The 17,182-nt window shown below is 64.2% G+C and carries 13 protein-coding genes and 1 riboswitch; of the genes, 6 read left to right on the top strand and 7 right to left on the bottom strand.

The window, feature by feature from the left end; translation table 11 throughout:
* The first annotated feature begins 52 nt into the window (after positions 1–52).
* A complete protein-coding gene (locus tag J4G38_RS03830) occupies positions 53–2,293 on the top strand; it encodes an alpha-ketoacid dehydrogenase subunit alpha/beta (protein WP_210515462.1) in 2,241 nt (746 codons plus the stop codon).
* A 65-nt stretch (positions 2,294–2,358) separates the two neighbouring features.
* On the opposite strand, the gene tamL is transcribed toward J4G38_RS03830, so the two are convergent.
* Complete coding sequence (gene tamL / locus J4G38_RS03825) at positions 2,359–4,959, bottom strand: translocation and assembly module lipoprotein TamL (RefSeq protein ID WP_210515464.1); 2,601 nt, start codon at positions 4,957–4,959, stop codon at positions 2,359–2,361.
* 53 nt (positions 4,960–5,012) lie between these two features.
* Here tamL and J4G38_RS03820 point away from each other — a divergent pair, with 53 nt between their 5' ends.
* Positions 5,013–5,771 carry an RNA methyltransferase gene (locus J4G38_RS03820; RefSeq protein ID WP_210515466.1) on the top strand — a complete coding sequence of 253 codons (759 nt, stop codon included), beginning with the start codon at positions 5,013–5,015 and terminating at the stop codon, positions 5,769–5,771.
* A gap of 122 nt (positions 5,772–5,893) precedes the next feature.
* Here J4G38_RS03820 and J4G38_RS03815 read toward each other — a convergent pair whose 3' ends face one another.
* The 3 genes from J4G38_RS03815 to J4G38_RS03805 are packed head-to-tail and all read right to left on the bottom strand — an operon-like array spanning position 5,894 to position 8,745.
* The gene (locus J4G38_RS03815; protein WP_210515468.1) at positions 5,894–7,051 is read right to left on the bottom strand and encodes a porin family protein; all 1,158 of its coding nucleotides are present in this window, start codon (positions 7,049–7,051) and stop codon (positions 5,894–5,896) included.
* A 26-nt stretch (positions 7,052–7,077) separates the two neighbouring features.
* Positions 7,078–8,184, bottom strand: coding sequence for a hypothetical protein (locus tag J4G38_RS03810; RefSeq protein ID WP_210515470.1), 1,107 nt, complete (start codon positions 8,182–8,184; stop codon positions 7,078–7,080).
* 3 nt (positions 8,185–8,187) lie between these two features.
* The gene (locus tag J4G38_RS03805; RefSeq protein ID WP_226163132.1) at positions 8,188–8,745 is read right to left on the bottom strand and encodes an RNA polymerase sigma factor; all 558 of its coding nucleotides are present in this window, start codon (positions 8,743–8,745) and stop codon (positions 8,188–8,190) included.
* A 746-nt stretch (positions 8,746–9,491) separates the two neighbouring features.
* On the opposite strand from J4G38_RS03805, the gene J4G38_RS03800 reads away from it, so the two are divergent.
* The gene (locus tag J4G38_RS03800) at positions 9,492–9,983 is read left to right on the top strand and encodes a hypothetical protein (protein WP_210515472.1); all 492 of its coding nucleotides are present in this window, start codon (positions 9,492–9,494) and stop codon (positions 9,981–9,983) included.
* Positions 9,984–9,989: 6 nt separating this feature from the next.
* Here the strand turns inward: J4G38_RS03800 and J4G38_RS03795 are convergent, their stop codons facing one another.
* Positions 9,990–11,285 (bottom strand): voltage-gated chloride channel family protein, encoded by a 1,296-nt coding sequence (locus J4G38_RS03795; protein ID WP_226163130.1) that lies wholly within the window; start codon positions 11,283–11,285, stop codon positions 9,990–9,992.
* A 48-nt stretch (positions 11,286–11,333) separates the two neighbouring features.
* A riboswitch (Fluoride riboswitch) is annotated at positions 11,334–11,407 on the bottom strand.
* 115 nt (positions 11,408–11,522) lie between these two features.
* Between J4G38_RS03795 and J4G38_RS03790 the strand changes: the two genes are divergently transcribed.
* Positions 11,523–12,065 (top strand): hypothetical protein, encoded by a 543-nt coding sequence (locus J4G38_RS03790; protein ID WP_210515474.1) that lies wholly within the window; start codon positions 11,523–11,525, stop codon positions 12,063–12,065.
* 8 nt (positions 12,066–12,073) lie between these two features.
* Here J4G38_RS03790 and J4G38_RS03785 read toward each other — a convergent pair whose 3' ends face one another.
* Positions 12,074–13,642 (bottom strand): MFS transporter, encoded by a 1,569-nt coding sequence (locus J4G38_RS03785; RefSeq protein WP_210515476.1) that lies wholly within the window; start codon positions 13,640–13,642, stop codon positions 12,074–12,076.
* 202 nt (positions 13,643–13,844) lie between these two features.
* On the opposite strand from J4G38_RS03785, the gene J4G38_RS03780 reads away from it, so the two are divergent.
* Complete coding sequence (locus tag J4G38_RS03780; protein ID WP_210515478.1) at positions 13,845–14,798, top strand: S1C family serine protease; 954 nt, start codon at positions 13,845–13,847, stop codon at positions 14,796–14,798.
* A gap of 55 nt (positions 14,799–14,853) precedes the next feature.
* Positions 14,854–15,366 (top strand): anthrone oxygenase family protein, encoded by a 513-nt coding sequence (locus J4G38_RS03775; RefSeq protein WP_210515480.1) that lies wholly within the window; start codon positions 14,854–14,856, stop codon positions 15,364–15,366.
* Between the two features lie 24 nt (positions 15,367–15,390).
* Here the strand turns inward: J4G38_RS03775 and J4G38_RS03770 are convergent, their stop codons facing one another.
* Entirely contained in the window at positions 15,391–17,025 is a 1,635-nt protein-coding gene (locus J4G38_RS03770) for a hypothetical protein (protein ID WP_210515482.1), read from the bottom strand.
* Positions 17,026–17,182 lie beyond the last annotated feature (157 nt).

The raw sequence follows: 17,182 nt of genomic DNA, 5'->3' as shown, positions 1-17,182 counted from the left end.
GATACGGACGGGGGCGGGGCGTACTTTTGTGGCCACACCCGCTCCGCCCCCGATGTCCGATTTTGCCATTCCCACCGCTCCCGATACCGCCGACCTGCCCAACACCCGCGTAGCCGCGGCCGCAGCGGCGGCGGCCGCGGCATTTACCTCGCCGGCCGCCGTGGCTGCGGCTCCCGACCTGGCCCTGCTGCGCCGCGCCTACCGCCTGATGCACACCGCCGCCGCGATGGCCAGCCTCTACGAGGCCGAAAAAGCTACGGCCGCCCGCTACGTGCACGCCACCGCCCGGGGGCACGAAGCCGTGCAGCTGGCCGCCGCCTTCCTGCTCACCGAAGCCGATTACGCCACGCCCTACTACCGCGACGACGCCCTGCTGCTCGGCCTCGGCCTGCGGCCTTATGAGCTGATGCTCCAGCTGTTGGCCAAGGCCGATGACCCCTTCAGCGGGGGGCGCACGTACTACGCGCATCCGTCGTTGCGGCGGGCGGGCGTGCCCGTGATTCCGCACCAGAGCTCGGCCACGGGCATGCAGGCCATTCCGGCCACGGGGATGGCGCAGGCCCTGGCCTACTTCGAAAGCCAGGGCCTGCGCCATCCCCGAAATGAAGAATTAGAAATGAAGAATGAAGAATTAGAGTCAACGGCAATTCCTCATTCCTCATTCCTCACTCCTCATTCAAAACCGGTGGTTTTGTGTTCCATTGGCGATGGGGCGATGACGGAGGGCGAGGTATCGGAAGCGTTGCAAATGGCGGTGCTGCACCAGCTGCCCATCGTGTACCTGGTGCAGGACAACGACTGGGGCATCTCGGCCACCGGCCGCGAAATGCGGGCCATGAACGCCTACGAATTCGCCGCTGGCTTTCCGGGGCTGCGCCGTTTGCAGGTAGATGGGGCCGATTTTGAAGCCTCCTACCAAGGCCTGACGGAAGCATTTGCGCACGTGCGCGCCCGGCGCGGCCCGGTGCTGGTGCACGCCAAATGCCCGCTGCTGGGCCACCACACCAGCGGCGTGCGCCGCGAGTGGTACCGCCACGATTTGGCTGCCCACCAGGAGCAGGACCCGCTGCCGCGCCTGCACCAGCTGCTGCTGCAAAACGGCGTTTCGGAAACGGCGCTGGCCAACCTGGCGGCCGTAGCCGAGGCCACCGTGCGTGCCGACTGGGCCGAAGCCCTGGCCGCGCCCAACCCCGACCCCGCCACCTTCGCCGACCACGAGTTTGCGCCCCCCGCCGTGACTGCCGAAGCCGGCGAGCGCGCCCCCGCCGGAGCCGAAAAAGCCCTGATGGTGGACGCCGCCCTGCACGCCGTAGATGATATTCTGCGGGAATTCCCGGAGGCGCTGTTTTATGGGCAGGACGTGGGCGGCGAGCTGGGCGGCGTGTTCCGCGAGGCGGCGCTGCTGGCCAGGAAATACGGCGACCGCCGGGTGTTCAACACGCCCATTCAGGAGGCCTACATTGTGGGCAGCACGGCGGGCATGGCGGCGGTGGGCGCCCGGCCCATCGTCGAAATTCAGTTTGCCGACTACATCTGGCCGGCCCTGAACCAGCTGGTGGAAGAGCTGTCGAAATCCTGCTACCTGACCATGGGCAAGTTCCCGATTCCGGCCCTCATCCGCGTGCCAATCGGGGCCTATGGCGGCGGCGGGCCGTATCATTCGGGCTCGATTGAAAGCACGCTGCTGACTATTCGCGGCATTAAAGTGGTGTACCCGAGCAACGCGGCCGACATGAAAGGCCTGATGCGGGCGGCCTTCCTCGACCCCAACCCGGTCATTATGCTGGAGCACAAAGGCCTGTACTGGAGCAAAGTGCCCGGCACGGAAGACGCCAAAACCGTGGAGCCGGCCGCCGGCTACGTCATCCCACTAGGCCAGGCCGCCGTGGCTCAGGCCGCCGACCCCGAGCAGCTGCGCCAGGGCGATACGGCCCTGGTGGTGACCTACGGCATGGGCGTGCACTGGGCCAAAGCCGCCAGCCGCGACTACCCTGGCCAAATCGAAATCCTCGACCTGCGCACGCTCAACCCGCTCGATTTTGAAGCCGTGACGGCCGCCACGCGCCGCCACGGCAAGGTCCTCGTCCTCACCGAAGAGCCGCTGCTGAACAGCTTTGCCGAAAGCCTGGCCGGCCGCATTCAGCGCCATTGCTTTACGGCGTTGGACGCGCCGGTCTTCACCCTCGGCGCGGCCAATCTGCCCGCCATCGCCCTCAATGTGGAGCTGGAAAAGATGATGCTGCCCAGCGCGGGTAAGGTTTCGGCGGCGTTGGGAGAGCTGCTGGGGTATTAAAACCGGTTTTCAGGGAACAGGTAGCAATCTCGAATTCAGTTGCTAACCGTTCCCTGAAAACTGATTTAAAAAGGGTATCCAATGCCTAGGTTGAAGGCAATGGGGTTGGCGTCTTTATTGAAATTGCGCAGGGCCCAGTGTTCGGTGGAAGGAGCGGTGGGGTCGTAAACCTTGGTGGCGATGTCGAGCCGCAGGATGAGGAAGGTGAAGTCGAAGCGAATGCCAAGGCCGGAGCCCACCGCAATCTGCTTATAGAACTGGTTGATTTGGAACTGGGCGTTGGGCCGCAGGTAGTTGCCATTGCCATCTTTGCGCTCCTGCAAGCCCCACACGTTGCCAAAATCGGTGAAAAGGGCCCCTTTGATGAAACTGTAGATGGGAAAGCGGTACTCCACACTGCCTTCGAGCAGGAGCTCGCCGGGCTGCTCCGACACGTAGTCGCGCTGGCCCGTGCTCAGGATGGAGGTGTAGCCGCCGGGCCCTAGCCGGCGCGGTGCCCAGGCCCGCAGGCTGGTGGAGCCGCCGGCAAAAAACGATTTATCGTAAGGAATAATGTACGCGTCGGTTTTGGTCTGGGGGTCGTAAGTGGGGGCGAGGGCGTGTACGGCCCCCCCATTGAGGCGCCACGCAACATACGTTTTGGGAGTGAGGTGGTAGTAGCGGCGATAGTCGGCGCTGATGCGGGCAAAATTATATACATTAAGGCCTGTTTGAGCCAATAAGGCATCTTTGTAGAGGCCCCGCGTGAGGCCCCCGACTTCGGCGAACAGCCGGAGGTAATGGGCGTCCCGGGTTTCATTGAAATCGTTGGAATTATAAAGCGAGGTGAAGCTGATGCTGGGTTCAATCTGCTTACTGAACGACCGGTACAGGGAGGAACCTTGCGTGTCACGTAGCAAATTCAACCGCCGTTCGAAAGCGGTGTCGGTGCGCAACGTGTTAACCAGCGTGATGACGACCGGCGAAAAGACGTATTGGTGAAATGCGGAACGCTGCCAGATGTAGTCGTAGGCAAACTCGAAGTTGGAACGAGTGTATTCGGGTCGGTCAACAAACGTTTCAGAGAGGCTAAAACGGGTTTTGGGGTTGTATCTGGTTAAAAAATGATTGGTGCGGAAGGGTACCAGAAACTGTGGTAGTACCAGCGCCGCGGTGGCCCCAAGCTGCACGGTATACACGGATTCGGGCGTTGATTTCCCATCCACTGCAACCCGTCTTAACTGGCCCTCCAGGCCGGCCCGAATGCCCACTTCCAGCACCTCGGCCCCGCCAAATGGATTGCGGGTTTTGAGGCGCAGGTTGGCAAACGGGCCGGCCAGGTTGGCCACGAAGGTGCCGCCGACTTCGCTGGTTTCCGAAAACTTGGGGGCCGGCGAGGCGTTGATAACGGCTACCAACTGGCCGGTGCTGGGGTGGCGGCCGGCGCTGTCGGCAGACGGCGGGTCGGGTACCTTGCGGTAGTTCACGGTATTGAACCGGAACATATCCAGGTCGGCCAGCAGGCGCTGGGTTTGCAGGGTGCGGTCCACGTTGTAGAGCTGGCCGGGGCGCACCAGCACCTTGCGGGCCAGCAGGCTGGTGCTGTACTTCTGCTCGTAGGCGGCGAAGCGGACCGAATCGGTGACGGTGGTATCGGTGCGCAGGCCCAGGCTGGGGCGCGCGCGCAGGGCTCCCACGGTACCGGCCCGGCGCAGGGTGTCGCCGGTGGCGCTGCGCAGGGTGCGGCCCACGCCGGCATCGGTCACAAAGCGCACCTGCCGCACGGTGTACACGCGGTGGCCCTGGCCGGGGGCGGGGTTTGCGATGAACGTGCGCATCCGGACCGTGAACTTCTCGTAGCTGGTGTCGGCTTCCAGGGTGATGTACGGCTGGCGGAAATCGTAATACCCCGCGTTTTTAATCAGCGTTTCCAGCCGGGTGCGCTCCTGGCCAATCAGCTCTTCGTTGTAGCGCTCGTTTTCGCGCAGCAGCGAGGCCCCCTGGCCCCGGCGCACCACGGCGGCCACGCCCGAATCGGCAATGCTGGGGGCCTGGAGGCGGTAGAGAAACGGCTTGTTTTCGGTGATGTTGTACGTCACCGTCACGCGGCGGTACTGCTTGGTGGCATCCAGCGAGTCGGGCTTGCCGGGAATGATTTTGCCGACGGCCCTCAGCACTTTCAGCACCGCGCCGGGCTGATAGCGCGCGGTGTCGGTGGCCGTGACGCGGGCCCGGAAAAAGCCCTGCGAGCGCAAAAAAGTCGTCATTTGCTCCACCGAGCGGTGCGTAAGTGCCGAGTCGTACACCACCGGCGCTTCGCCCAGCCGCATGATGGCGTTGCCTTTGTCGAGGGCCAGCTGCTTGCGTTCCACTTTGCGTTCGCGCTGGGTGAGGAGCTGGCCAAGCTTGGCCGAATCGGTGCCGGCGGCCTGCATTTTGGTGGCGTAGCTGGCCTGAATGGCGCGCAGCTTATTTTTGATGCGCGCCGAATCATAAAAATTATGCCCTAGGTGGTAGATGGCCACCTTGGGCAGCGGAAACCGGGTATTGGGTTTTTGCTGGGCCAGCGCGGTGAGCCGTTCTTTGTCGGCCAACTCTACCCCCTTAAGCTCGACGCGGGCGAGCAACCGCTGGTTGGGCCGCAGCAGGCTAAACGGCGAGCACGCCGCCAGCAGGACCAGAGCCACCAGGGGGGGCAAACGGCGAGCCGGGCTTAGCTTCGAAGTATACTTAGACAATAATGGTTTCAAAAGCACTTGGCAAATACGTGCAGTCGCTGCACCAGAAGAAGTACCGGCAACGCCACGGGGCGTTCCTGGTCGAAGGGGGCAAAAGCGTGTTGGAGCTGCTAAGTTCCGACCTGGAAACGGAACACCTGCTGGTCACGGCCGAATTTGCTGACCAAAACCGTGCCCGGCTGCCCGCCCGGCTGCCGCTGGCCATTGCCACCGAAACCGAGCTGACCCAGCTGGGCACGCTGGCCACCAACACCACGGCCCTGGCCGTGGCCCGCCTGCCCGCCGGGCAACCCTTGCCCCTAACGCTGCCAGAAACCGCTTTGTTGCTCGCCCTCGACGAAGTGCGCGACCCCGGCAACCTCGGCACGCTGCTGCGGCTGGCCGACTGGTACGGCCTGCCCGGCGTGGTGCTCAGCCCCGGCTGCGCCGACCCGTATTCGCCCAAAACGGTTTCCTCCAGCATGGGCGCCTTCGCGCGGGTGCGGGTCTGGGAGCGCGACCTGGCCGCCTGGCTGCCCACGCTGCCGCCCGCCGTGGGCATTTTTGGGGCCGATTTGGAGGGCGACAACGTGCACCGCCTCACCCTGCGCCCCGCCGGCGTGCTGGTGATGGGCAGCGAGTCGCACGGCCTCACCCCGGCCGTGGAGGCCGCCCTCACGCGCCGGCTGCACATCCCGCGCGGCACCGGGGGCGGAGCCGAAAGCCTGAACGTGGCCATTTCAGCCGCGATTCTGCTGGATAATTTTTTTCGGGAGCAGTAGAAATTGTCATTGCGAAGACCCCGTGCTAAGCAAATCGTTGCGCTAATGTATTATTGCCATTATAGTAAAAAGCCCCGGCTCTGGGTGAGTCGGGGCATTGTAGTTTCCGTCCGCAGCCTGGGTTAATTAATCCCGATAATGCGGACGCCGAAGCTGAGCACCTGCGTATCGGGGCCGACGTTGGTTTTGAACAGGCCGTTCATGTTATACTTGCCGAAGAACTCCAGGTCGCGGTAGCCAATGGTGCCCTGGAGGCCGTAGAGGAAGTTTTCCATGTTGTAGCTGCCGTCGTCGTGGTCCTTGTAGGTGGTGCCTTCGCTGGTGTATTTCAGCTTGGTCCAGGACTTGATGCGGTAACCCACGAAACCGCCCGCGCCAATAGTGAAGGTGGGCCGGTAGTGCGAGTCGTGCAGCTGGAGGCGCAGCATCAGGGGCAGGTTGATGCTGGAAGTGGCCAGCTTGGTTTTCTGGAACTGGCGGCCGTTGGTTTCGCGCACCACGTCGGTGCGGCCGTTGGCGTTCACCCACTTGTCGTTGCCGCTCAGCATGTAGTTGTTGAAGGCAAATTCGGGGCCCACGGTCAGGCTCAGGGGGCTGTGCTTGCCGCCGAGGCGGGCGTCCCAGTTCAGGCCGATGTTGACGTAGCGCGAGCCTTCGGTGCGCAGGTCGATGTTTTCGGCCTGGCCGGCGGGGGTGAAGTACTGCTTCTGGTTGACCAGCGCGTTCAGGCCCAGGTCAAAAATCAGGTGCGACTTGGTGGAGTGACGCTCCAGTTCTTTCCGGCGGGTGGAGTCGCGGCTGGCCTGCCGGTCGGCGCGGCTGGCGGCCGACCGGGGCGTGGAGTCATCCTTGCCGTCGATGTTGATAACGAGGCCGGTTTTTTTCTCCAGCAGCACTTCCACCTTGTTGCTGGGGCCGTAGCTGGCGGTGGGCTTGTGGGTGGTGATGCGGATTTGCTCGGGCATGTTCTTGCCGGGCTGGTCCTTGTCGGGGTAAAACTCCATCGTCACCTGTTCCGATTTACCACTTTTGGCGGCGGCTTCGGCCTGGGCAATGTAGCCGGCCAGCCGCGAGGTGAGGGAGTCGAGGTGGTAGTTTTTTAGTTGACGCAGCTGGGCCGCGTCGCGCACCGTCAGGGTAAGCACGGCTTTGTTGGGCAGGCGCACCACAATGGTGTCTTTCACGGTGGCGCGGCCGGCCAGGGCGGTGGCGCGGGCCACGTTCGGCCCGCTCACCAGTGCCAGCATCAACAGAAAAAAGGAGAGAAAAGCGCGTTGCATGAGTTCTAAAGAAGAGGAATGTTGAATTACAATTGAATGGATTTGGTGAGGCTGCGGCCGGCCACGGTGGCCCGCAGGGTCACGTTTTCGGGCAGGCCGGTGGCTTCGGCCAGGCTCACCCGCTCGCCCCGCACCAGGTGGCCCGCCTGCTGAAGGAGCCGGCCACCCAGGCCCCGGCGCTCGTCGGGGGCCGGGGCCGTGGCGGCGCTGAAAATTTTGGTGGGCCGGGCGGCCGGAGCGGCGCCGCTCCGCACGTCCACCGTAATCAGCTCGCCGGCATTGGCCACGCTGGGGGCCGGGATTGGCCGGGCGGGGACGATTTCCGGTGCCGGAACGGGGGTGGCAGTGGCCACTACGGCCGAAGTTGTTGGGGTAGAGGGCCGCTGCTCGTCAGGAGCGGTGGGGAGCGTGGGGGCCGGGTGGGCAGCGGAAGGGGCCGTCGTGTGGGCCACGAGTGGGGAGTTACCGGCGGCTGCGTCCAGCTCCCGGTTCGTGCCCAGCGGGTGGCGAGGCGACTGCCCGGGGGCTGCCATCCTGGCCTTCGGGGTGGTAGATGCGAGGGCCGTGGGACGGGTTGCCTGGGCCACCTCATTTTCTTTAATAATTACCGGGTAAGCCTTTTTTGAGGGTTGGGCCAAAGTATTGGTGGCTACCGTAGCAGTAGTCGGCGCCTCGTCCGTAGCCACTGCTGCGGTAGCCGCTTTCGTAGCAGCGGGGGCCGCGGCATCAGTAGTGCCGGCGTTGGCCGTTGCGTTGGTGCGCTGGTGTTGCTGCGAGGCCACGGTGCCGGCCGGCGTGCTGGCGCTGGGGAAACCCAGCCACAGGCCCGCGCCGCCGGCCACCAGCAGCAGGGCCAGGGCGGCAGCCACGGCCATGGGCCACCACGCAGCGGGCCGGCGCTTGTGGGGCCGCAGGTGCTCGTCTTCAAGCCGCTCCCACAGCTCGCGGCGGGGGGGCGTGGCGTGGGCGTGCAGGCCTTGCCGGAACAGTTGGTCGAGGCGTTCAGCGTTGGCGTCGGCCGCCGGTTCGGCCTCGGGAGCGGCCTGGAGGCGGGCCCACAGCGCATCGCCGGGCGGCGTTTCGTGGCCGGCCAGCTTGTCGCGAAATAAGTCGTCGATATCTTCGGGAAGCATAGTCTAATTCGTGCTAATGGCAGAAAACTGAACGCGCCGCTGGAGCAGGGCGCGGGCCTTGCTCAGCTGCGATTTACTGGTGCCTTCGCTGATGCCCAGCAGCTCGGCAATTTCCTGGTGGCCGTAGCCTTCCAGGGCGTAGAGGTTGAAAACCGTGCGATAGCCGGCGGGTAGGGTGGCCAGCAGGGCCAGCAGGTCTTCGGCCTGGAGCTGGGTATCGGCCGTGGCGGCCGTGGTGGCCAGGTTTTCGGGCTGGGCGAAATCCTCGAAGGACACGGTCATCAGCTCGCGCTGGCGCAGCTGCATCAGGGCTTCGTTCACCATAATGCGGCGCACCCAGCCCTCAAAGCTGCCCTCGAAACGGTAGTTGGGCAGGGCCCGGAACATCTTGGCAAAGCCCAGCAGGAGGGCTTCTTCGGCATCTTCGCGGCGCTTGAGGTAGCGGCGGCACACGGTCAGCATCAGCCCGGCCAGCTGGTCGTAGAGCTGGCGCTGGGCCCGGTGCTCGCCCCGCACACAGGCAGCGATGAGGTCGGCTTCGGTCACGGTAAGAGTGGGCAAAATGCAGAAAGGATGGTGAGGTAGCGCGGCAGATGCGAAAATAGCGTTGCTGGTTGCCTGCGGAAAAAATAAATCAGCCCGGCGCGGCGGGTGGGGCAGTAGCGCGGGAGCCCGCTGACGTTGCACAATTTTGCGGGAAGCCCAGCAACGCGGCACAGGAGGAAGGGTTGATGAGGGCCTTGAAACCGTTTTGGTGCCTGGCTTTTGCGAAGAATTAGTCGGCTGCCTGGGCAGCCTAGGGTCGGGCTGCAGCAACGTTAGCACTATGGAGCAAACTCCAAATCCGGTAATGAGGCAAAGGCTGAAATTTTTAATATTCTATTATTCACTGATTATCAGCGCATAATAGAATAAATGCTTCAAATTATAAATATTTTTTTGAAGCAGTACCTTGCTTTACAAAGTACCTGCTTTACATTTGTTCTGTTCTTAACAAGGTAGCTGTTGTAAGCGTGTACTAAAGGACGCCCGTTACCAGCGCACTTTGCCTGCCCAACAGGGGAGGAGCCAATCTCCGAAGTCGTTTCTGCCCACCTCACCCCGTGCATCGTGAAAAACTTCCTCGAGCAGCTCCTGGCAATCGCCGCACGTAGCCCGCCCCGATTTCATTGCCAGGCAGTCGATGGCTGCGCCACCCGGAAAAAAACATTGGCCAGGCAGTAATGATTGGCGGCCTGCTTCGGTACTCTCCACATTCCACCGCTTTTCACCCTAACTAATTCATCATCCATTTTTTTGCAAAAACCATGAAACGCTTTCTCACTTCCCGCCCCACTCAATCGTTGGCCGCTGCAACCGCCAACCACCGCTCGCAAACCACTGCCATCAAACGCCGCGTACGCACTGGGTTGGTGGGCACCGCCGTTATGTTAGGCGCCGTGGCGTGGAGCAGCCCCGCTCAAGCCCAGCAGGCGCGGCCCGTGCACGCCAAGCAAGGCGATGCCGAAAGCTTGTGGCTGACCATTGAAAACCCCGTCCAGGAACGGATGCAGGTGCGGGTGATGCAGCTTAGCAGCAACATTTGCCTGTCGGCTGAAGTCAACCACCAGCCTTCGTATGGGTGTAAGCTGAACTTTGGCAAATTGCCGGCGGGTGAGTACGCAGTGGTGCTGCGGGTAGGGCACGAGCGTTATCGCTATGCCGTGCAGGTGCAGGCCCAGTCGCCGCGCTCCACAATCTCCGTTCGCAACCTCGATTCGCAACCCGTCGAAAAGGTCCTTGCTTCCACGGCACGGTAGCCTTTGCTACAGTTCGCCCAGCCGGTGGCCCTGCTGCCGGCCCTGGCGCAGCTGTTTGGCCTGGCCCACCACCTGCGAGCCGTAAATCCCGGTGTGGCCCGAGAATAAATACGCCACCACGCAAGCCAGGGCCAGGTACACGGCCGCATTGCTGCCGAATAATTCCAGCCCCATCAGCGTGCACGCCAGCGGCGTATTGGCCGCCCCCGCAAACACGCCCACAAAACCCATGGCCGCCAGCAGCGCCACCGGCAGCGGCAGCACCACGGCCAGCGCGCTGCCCAGCGCCGCCCCAATGAAAAACAGCGGCGTGACCTCGCCGCCCTTGAAGCCGCAGCCCAGCGTGAGGGCCGTGAGCGCCAGCTTCCAGGCAAAATCGGTCGGGGCCAGCGGGTGCTGAAAGGCTTCCACGATGACCGGCACGCCCAGGCCGCTGAAGCGGCTGAGGCCCAGGCCACCAATCAAAAGGGCCACCACGGCCCCGCCCACCACCGGCCGCAGCGGCGCATATGTTATGCGCCCAAATACCCGGCTGATGGCATGCGTGAGGGTGGCAAAACTGCGCGCCGTGAGCCCAAACAAAGCCCCCGCCAGCAGCGTGCAGGCCAGGAAAGCCGGCGTGAGCGGCAGCGCCTCGAGCGTGGGATAGCGGGTGTGGCCCACGCCCCAGGCCCGCGTGACCCAGTCGGCCAGCACGGCGGCCAGGAAGCTGGGCAGCACGGCTTCATAGCGAATGGAGCCTAGCAGAAAGACTTCCAGCCCAAAAACCGCCCCGGCCAGCGGCGTACCGAACACCGAAGCAAACCCCGCGCTCATGCCCGCGATGAGCAGCAGCCGACGGTCGCGGGGGCGCAGTCCCAGCCAGCGGGTGAGCCGGTCGGCCAGCGCGGCGGCCATCTGCACGGCTGTGCCCTCGCGCCCCGCCGAGCCGCCAAACAGGTGCGTGGCCAGCGTGCCGCCCAGCACCAGCGGCACCATCCGCAGGGGAATCCGCTCGCTGGGGCGATGAATTTCGTCGAGTATCAGGTTGTTGCCGCGCACCACCCGGTCGCCCCAATAATGGTAGGCCAAACCGATGAGCAGGCCCGCCACCGGCAGCAGCGCCAGTGCCCACGGGTGGCTTTCGCGCCAGCCGGTAACCCAATCGAGTGCCACCAAAAAGCCCGCCGAAGCCGTGCCGGCTAATGCTCCAATCAAGCCGCAAATCAGCAGCCAGCGCAGCATGAAAACCAGGGCCGTAGTGGTATCGAGGGCCCGCAACCGGGTGGGCAGCAGGCGGGAGAAGTTGAAACGTGGGGCCACGGGCGCGAACGAAATGATGAGCTATGCGGCGCGGCCACCCTGGCCGTCCGCTTCGTAGGAATCATCAGCGCGGCGCACGAAGCACCGGCGGTTCGCGGTGGAAATCCATCACCGTATTGCGGGCAAATATAGCGGAAAAACGGGCTGATTTCATGGGCCAGAGGCATACTGAATTTCTGTCGAGCAGAACGCAAATCCGACCTTACTGCCACCAGCCGCTTACCTTCGGTGCTACCCATGCGCAAACAGCCACTTCTTCCGCTCGTCTTCTTTTTGGTTTCTGCTGCCCGTCTCGCGGCGCAAGAGGTGGCCCCGAAAGCCGCCCCTTACAAAAGCTACAAAGCCTCACTTGGCATTCTGGCCAACCCCAAAGTCCTGGGGGTGCAGGCCGAAGTTCGGTTTCTAGAGCATTTTGGCGGCCGGCTGGTAGCCACGCAGGTATTCGATTATCAGCGGCAAAACGAGTTTGGCGGGGGCGGCATCGGGCTGCTTACGTATTACATCCCGCTCAAAAACCCGCGTATTGAGCCCGTACTGGGCCTCGGCGGGGTGTATTCGCTTTACCACTGGGACCTCGGCTACCGCAACGGCACCCTGACCGATTTCAACGTGGGCGGCGGCCTCGGCGTGAACCTGCGCTTTAGCAACGATTTCCGGGCCGGCCTCAGCGTGTTGGCCGCCAATGGCTTTACCGCTGATTACGTGAGTGGCGGCGACATGCGGACCGTGGGCCGCAAACTACTCCTCATGCCGGCCCTGACGTTGGATATTCTGCTATAACTCGTTCGCTACTCCTGTGGCTTACTGCGGCGCGGCCCCATCGGCACCAGCCAGAATGCCAGGCCGGCGCTGGCCACGGCTAACCCCGCGCATAGCCAAAGCATCTGCTGGTACGTGTGCCGGAATGACTCGCGAATAGCCGTTCGCACTGCCCCTCGCTCGGCTGCGGATACTGCCGCCGGCACGGCCGCCGCCCCCAGGTTGCCGGCTTCCTGGTGCAGTAACTGGCGCGCTTCGGTGGAGAGCGGGAGTGAAGCCGTGCGCTGTTCCAGCTGGCCGGCAAAGTGCGTGAGGGCAAAGGCCCCAAGGATGGCCAGGGCCAGCACCCCGGCTGTGCGCGCAACGGCGTTGTTGATGCCCGAGGCGGTGCCGGCGTACTGGTCGTCAACGGCCGTCATCACGGCGGTGGTCAGCGGCACCACGGTCAGGGCCATCCCCAGGCCGAACAAGGCCACTCCGGGGGAAAAAGTGGTCCAGTACGCGGCCGGGCCAGCGGTAAGGCCGATTTCACTGAGCCAGCCAAAGCCCGCGGCTACCACCAGCGGCCCGGCCGTGAGCAGGCGCCGCGGCCCGTGCTGGTCGGCCCAGCGGCCGGCGCGGCGCGAGAGCAGCGCAATGAGGAGGCCCATGGGCGCGAAGGCCAGGCCCGCCTCTAGCTGCGAGTAGCCCTGCACCTGCACCAGGTTGAGGGACACAAACAGCATGGCCGCCGTCAGGGCGCCGTAGAGCAGCAGGGTGAGCAGGTTGGTGCCGCTGAAAGTGCGGCTGCGAAACAGGCCCAGCGGCAGCATGGGGTGGGCGCTGCGCGCCTCTACCGCTACGAACGCGCCCAGCGCCAGCACGCCCGCCCCGAACGGTCCCCAGGCCCGGGGACTTGCCCAGCCCAGGGCGGGGGCCGAGAGCAGGCCGAAGGTGAGCGCCGCCAACCCCAGCGCGACCAGCGCCGAACCGGCCCAGTCGTTGCCAGTGGCGGTTTCGTCGCGGGTTTCGGGCACCTTGCGCCAGAGTACCAGCAGGGCCACGGCGGCCAGCGGCAGGTTGAGCAGGAATATGGCCCGCCACCAGCCGGCATCGGCCAGCCAGCCGCCCAGCGCCGGCCCGCCCAGCGTTACCAGCGTGGTGGCGGCCGACCACGTACCGATGGCCTGTCCGCGCCGCGCCGCCGGAAAGCCCGCCGAAATCAGGGCCAGACTGCCCGGAATCAGCAGCGCGCCGCCCAGGCCCTGCACCACGCGGGCCGCAATCAGCCACCCCGTGCTCGGGGCCAGGCCGCTGCCCAGCGAGGCCACCGCGAACAGGAAGATGCCGGCCATGCACACCCGTTTGCGGCCCAGGCGGTCGCCCAGGGTGCCGCCTTCCAGTATCAGCGCCGCCAATACCAGTAGGTAGCCATTCAGGACCCAAAGCAGGCCCGCGCCATCGGCGTGCAGGTCGTGCTGCAGGGCCGGCAGGGCCACGTTCAGGGCCGAGCCGTCGAGGAAAGCCATGCAGGAAGCGGCCACGGCGGCCACTAGAATCCAGCGGCCGGTGGCGGCGTCGGTGGTGGCTGTGGGGACGGCGGCGGGAGGCAGGGCCATGGTGGGTGGGGAAGAAATGCTGAAACGGTATATAAAGAACGTCATGCTTCGGCTGCGCTCAACATGACGTTCTGGGATTTCGATTTGAGCAGGTTGTAGCTGCCGATGCTTCTGCTTTGCCTGTCAAAATGACGCTAAATACCCGGCGGCCAACTATTTGCCAGCCGTGCCCAGGCGCATTCCCGCTTTTATCTGCAACGTTATGGATTCCTACTCGCAAATCGTTATTTCGGCCGTGGAAGCGGCCAAAGATTCTGTTGTAAAAATTGATGTTCGCAAAAAGAACAAGCAGCAGAAATTAGCCCCGGCGGGCTCCGGTTCGGGTTTTTTGTTTTCCACCGATGGCTACGTTTTCACCAATAGCCACGTCGTGCGCGGGGCCGAGGAAATCCGCCTCACCTTCGCCGACGGCACCGAATATCCGGCCACCCTGGTCGGCGAAGACCCCGATTCGGACCTCGCGCTGCTCCAGACCCCGGCCACAGGCCACCCGGCCGCGCGGCTCGGCGATTCGGCGGCCATTCAAATCGGCCAGCTTGTCATTGCCATTGGCAATCCCTACGGCTTCCAGCACACCGTCACGAGCGGGGTGGTGAGCGCCCTTGGCCGCACGCTGCGCACCGAAACCGGCCGCCTCATCGACAACATCGTGCAAACCGACGCGGCCCTGAACCCCGGCAACAGCGGCGGCCCGCTCATCGACGCCGACGGGCAGGTGGTGGGCGTGAACACGGCCACCATTCGCGGGGCGCAGGGGCTGTGCTTCGCCATCGGCATCAACACGGCCACGGCCATTCTGCCGGCCCTGCTGCGCGAGGGCCGGGTGCGGCGCGGCTACCTCGGCCTCAGCACCCAGCAAGTAGACCTGCACCCGCGCGTGGTAAGCTTCCACCAATTGCCCGCGCGCCAGGCGCTGTTTGTGGTGGGAGTGGAGGCTGGCTCGCCCGCCGCCGCGGCCGACCTGCGCGAAGGCGACTTCGTCATTGCCTTCGCCGACCAGCCCGTGGCCAGCTCCGATGACCTGTTCCGGCTGCTCACGCAGGAAAAAATCGGCGCGTTTCAGTTCCTGACCGTGCTGCGCAACCAGCAGAAAGTGGAGCTGCGCATCACGCCCGTGGAAAGCGGCGCGGGCCGGGTCCGGCTGATGGCCGCCTAAACGGGCGTGAATGGGCGGGTGGTCGTATTTTGGTGGTAACCAATTGCCGCCACCCATGTCCGTCAAATCCATTGTTCTGGCGCTGGCCACCTTCACGACGGCCCTGGTGGCGGGGTTGTTCTACGGCTTCGCGGTGGCGATAAATCCGGCGTTCGCGCGTTTGCCGGCCCCGCAGTACATTGCGGCGATGCAGGCCATTAACGAGGCGATTCAAAACCCGATTTTTTTGGCCAGCTTTCTTGGGGCACCCTTTTTTCTGCCCCTGGCCACGGTCTTGCACGTTGGTCGCCCGGTTTCGCGGCGATGCTGGCTGCTGGGAGCTGCTTCTATTATGTATTTGGTGGGCAGCCTGGGGGTTACGGTGGCCGCTAATATTCCCCTAAACGAAACCCTGGCGGCATTCCCTCTGCAAACTGCCTCGCCAGCTGCGGCGGTTTCGGCACGGGCCGCCTTCGAAAGCCCCTGGAACAAGTGGCACCGCGTGAGGACCATTGCCGCTACGGTGGCGTTGGGGCTGGCCGTGGGGGCCTGTCTGTCGGCCCCGGCGGCCCGCGCCAAACCGATGTAAAAAGGCCAGGGCGGGCGGCCGCAATCAGTGCTTCATGCCGCCCATGTGCATGCTCATGCGCGGGGCGATGAAGCGCAGGTACACTTCGAAGGAAAGCGGGTTTTTGCCGTAGGCATTCAGCAGCGCCAGGTTGTCGGTATTGAAGGCGTTGAGGGTGCCGGTGAGGCCCAAATCGAGCCAGCCGGCTGTGGTTTTGGCCAGGTATTTTGAGGCGCCCAGCGTGAAGGCGGACACCTGCCGGCTGGCGTGCGCATCATTGTCGGTGAGGGCCGGCAGCAGCAGCTCGTCGTAGTTTAGCTGCAGGGTTTCGAGGCGGGTAAACAAGTTGAATTGCCGGGCCTGGAGGTTGCTTTCGAGCAGGAAGGAGTGGGAATAATACGCGTCGCCGGAGCCGCTGTGGCGGTTCATGCCCCATACGAGCGTCGACGACAGGATGCTCTCCGGGCCCAGCGCGGCGTTGTGCAGCACCGAGGCCGTGGTGCGGTCCACATTGTCGTCCGGCTCCAGCTCTTCGGGGCTGTTGATGTGGGCCATCGAGGCTTGCAGGGCCAGGTTGGTGGCCGGGTTCACCGAGAGGCGGGCGCTGTAGGAATCAAAGCGCGGCCGGTCGAAGCTGTAGCGGTTTTCGTTGGGCTCGCGGCCCGTGAAGAGCGAGCCCTCGAGCTTGGCGTTGCGGTAGCGCACCCCCAGCGTGGCCACTCCAAACTGAATGTGCGTGGCATCCTGCCAGTGGTGGCCCAGCGGCGCCGAGGGCAGATTGGCCGCCGAGGGCCGGTGCATGAACACGGGCGGCCCAATGGCCGGCTCGCCGGGGTAGCCGAGGTAGGCGGTCAGGTCCACGTCGGAGCTGGCGGCGTAGGTGTAGGCCACGGCCAGCTCACTGACCAAATCGTGCGGGTGCTGGTGGTCGTGCAGCTTTTCGCCCTGCCAGGACTCGCCGGTCTGGAACAGTAGCGGGTAGCCCGCGCCGCCCACCGTGAGCGGGTCGGCCGACAGCATGGCCTGCACGCTGAACAGCCCGCGCTGGCCCACCAGGTGGTTGGCCATGGCCATCACGTAGCTGTTGGCCCGGAAGTTGGCATCGCCGCGCCGGGCGTCGTGGTTGGCATTCTGGCGGGTGTAGCGCAGGAACAGGGAGTACATCAGCATCACGTCCCACCCCTTAGGCTGGTACATCTGCATATACATCGGGGAATTGTCGGGGTGCCAGCTGGTGCCGGAGCCCTGCCGCGTCATGGGCAGGTTTTTGGAAAAAGAATTCCGGAAATCCATCATCATGCCGCCGGCACTGTCCATGGCCATGCCGGGCATCGTGTGGCCGGGCATGGGCGTGGCCGTGCTTGGGGATGCCATGTCCATGCCCGGTATATCGTGACTGGGCGGGGCGGAGGCGGGCGAGGGCGTGGCGGGCATACTCATGCCCGGCATGGCCATGCCCGGTATGGCCGGCGCTACCGCAGCCTTGCGGGCCGTGCTATCAGCAGGCACGGCCGCAGATTTAGGCCGGGATGGGGCCGTAGTGGCCGGTTTTGTTTGGGGGCTGGGCGGGCGGCGGGCCGGCTTGGGCGCCGCCATATCTATGCCGGGCATGGTGGAGTGCTGGCCAAAAGCCGCAGTGCTCAGCAGCAGGCCGAAAGAGAGAAGGACGGAAGTTTTCATAAGCAATGACTTGGTCGCAATTTCACGAACGCGACAATGAAAAAGCTGGCCCGGAGCGAGGCCATTGGCATCATGCAAATGAACAGCTGAGCGGCCCGGAAGTTGGCATGAAATCGGGCTCAAAACCTGCATGATTCGACCGTCAAGGCCCACATTC

It is taken from the genome of Hymenobacter terricola, from assembly GCF_017921975.2.
GTDB classification, from domain to species: domain Bacteria; phylum Bacteroidota; class Bacteroidia; order Cytophagales; family Hymenobacteraceae; genus Hymenobacter; species Hymenobacter terricola.
This window is presented reverse-complemented; position numbering and strand designations above follow the sequence as displayed.

Excerpts from the sequence above, each read along its gene's own strand:
- J4G38_RS03790 (WP_210515474.1), top strand. The coding sequence starts at position 11,523 with ATGCGCAAACAGCCACTTCTTCCGCTCGTCTTCTTTTTGGTTTCTGCT.
- J4G38_RS03810 (WP_210515470.1), bottom strand. The coding sequence starts at position 8,184 with ATGCTTCCCGAAGATATCGACGACTTATTTCGCGACAAGCTGGCCGGC.
- J4G38_RS03830 (WP_210515462.1), top strand. The coding sequence starts at position 53 with ATGTCCGATTTTGCCATTCCCACCGCTCCCGATACCGCCGACCTGCCC.
- J4G38_RS03815 (WP_210515468.1), bottom strand. The coding sequence starts at position 7,051 with ATGCAACGCGCTTTTCTCTCCTTTTTTCTGTTGATGCTGGCACTGGTG.
- J4G38_RS03780 (WP_210515478.1), top strand. The coding sequence starts at position 13,845 with ATGGATTCCTACTCGCAAATCGTTATTTCGGCCGTGGAAGCGGCCAAA.
- J4G38_RS03775 (WP_210515480.1), top strand. The coding sequence starts at position 14,854 with ATGTCCGTCAAATCCATTGTTCTGGCGCTGGCCACCTTCACGACGGCC.
- J4G38_RS03800 (WP_210515472.1), top strand. The coding sequence starts at position 9,492 with ATGAAACGCTTTCTCACTTCCCGCCCCACTCAATCGTTGGCCGCTGCA.
- J4G38_RS03820 (WP_210515466.1), top strand. The coding sequence starts at position 5,013 with ATGGTTTCAAAAGCACTTGGCAAATACGTGCAGTCGCTGCACCAGAAG.
- J4G38_RS03785 (WP_210515476.1), bottom strand. The coding sequence starts at position 13,642 with ATGGCCCTGCCTCCCGCCGCCGTCCCCACAGCCACCACCGACGCCGCC.
- J4G38_RS03770 (WP_210515482.1), bottom strand. The coding sequence starts at position 17,025 with ATGAAAACTTCCGTCCTTCTCTCTTTCGGCCTGCTGCTGAGCACTGCG.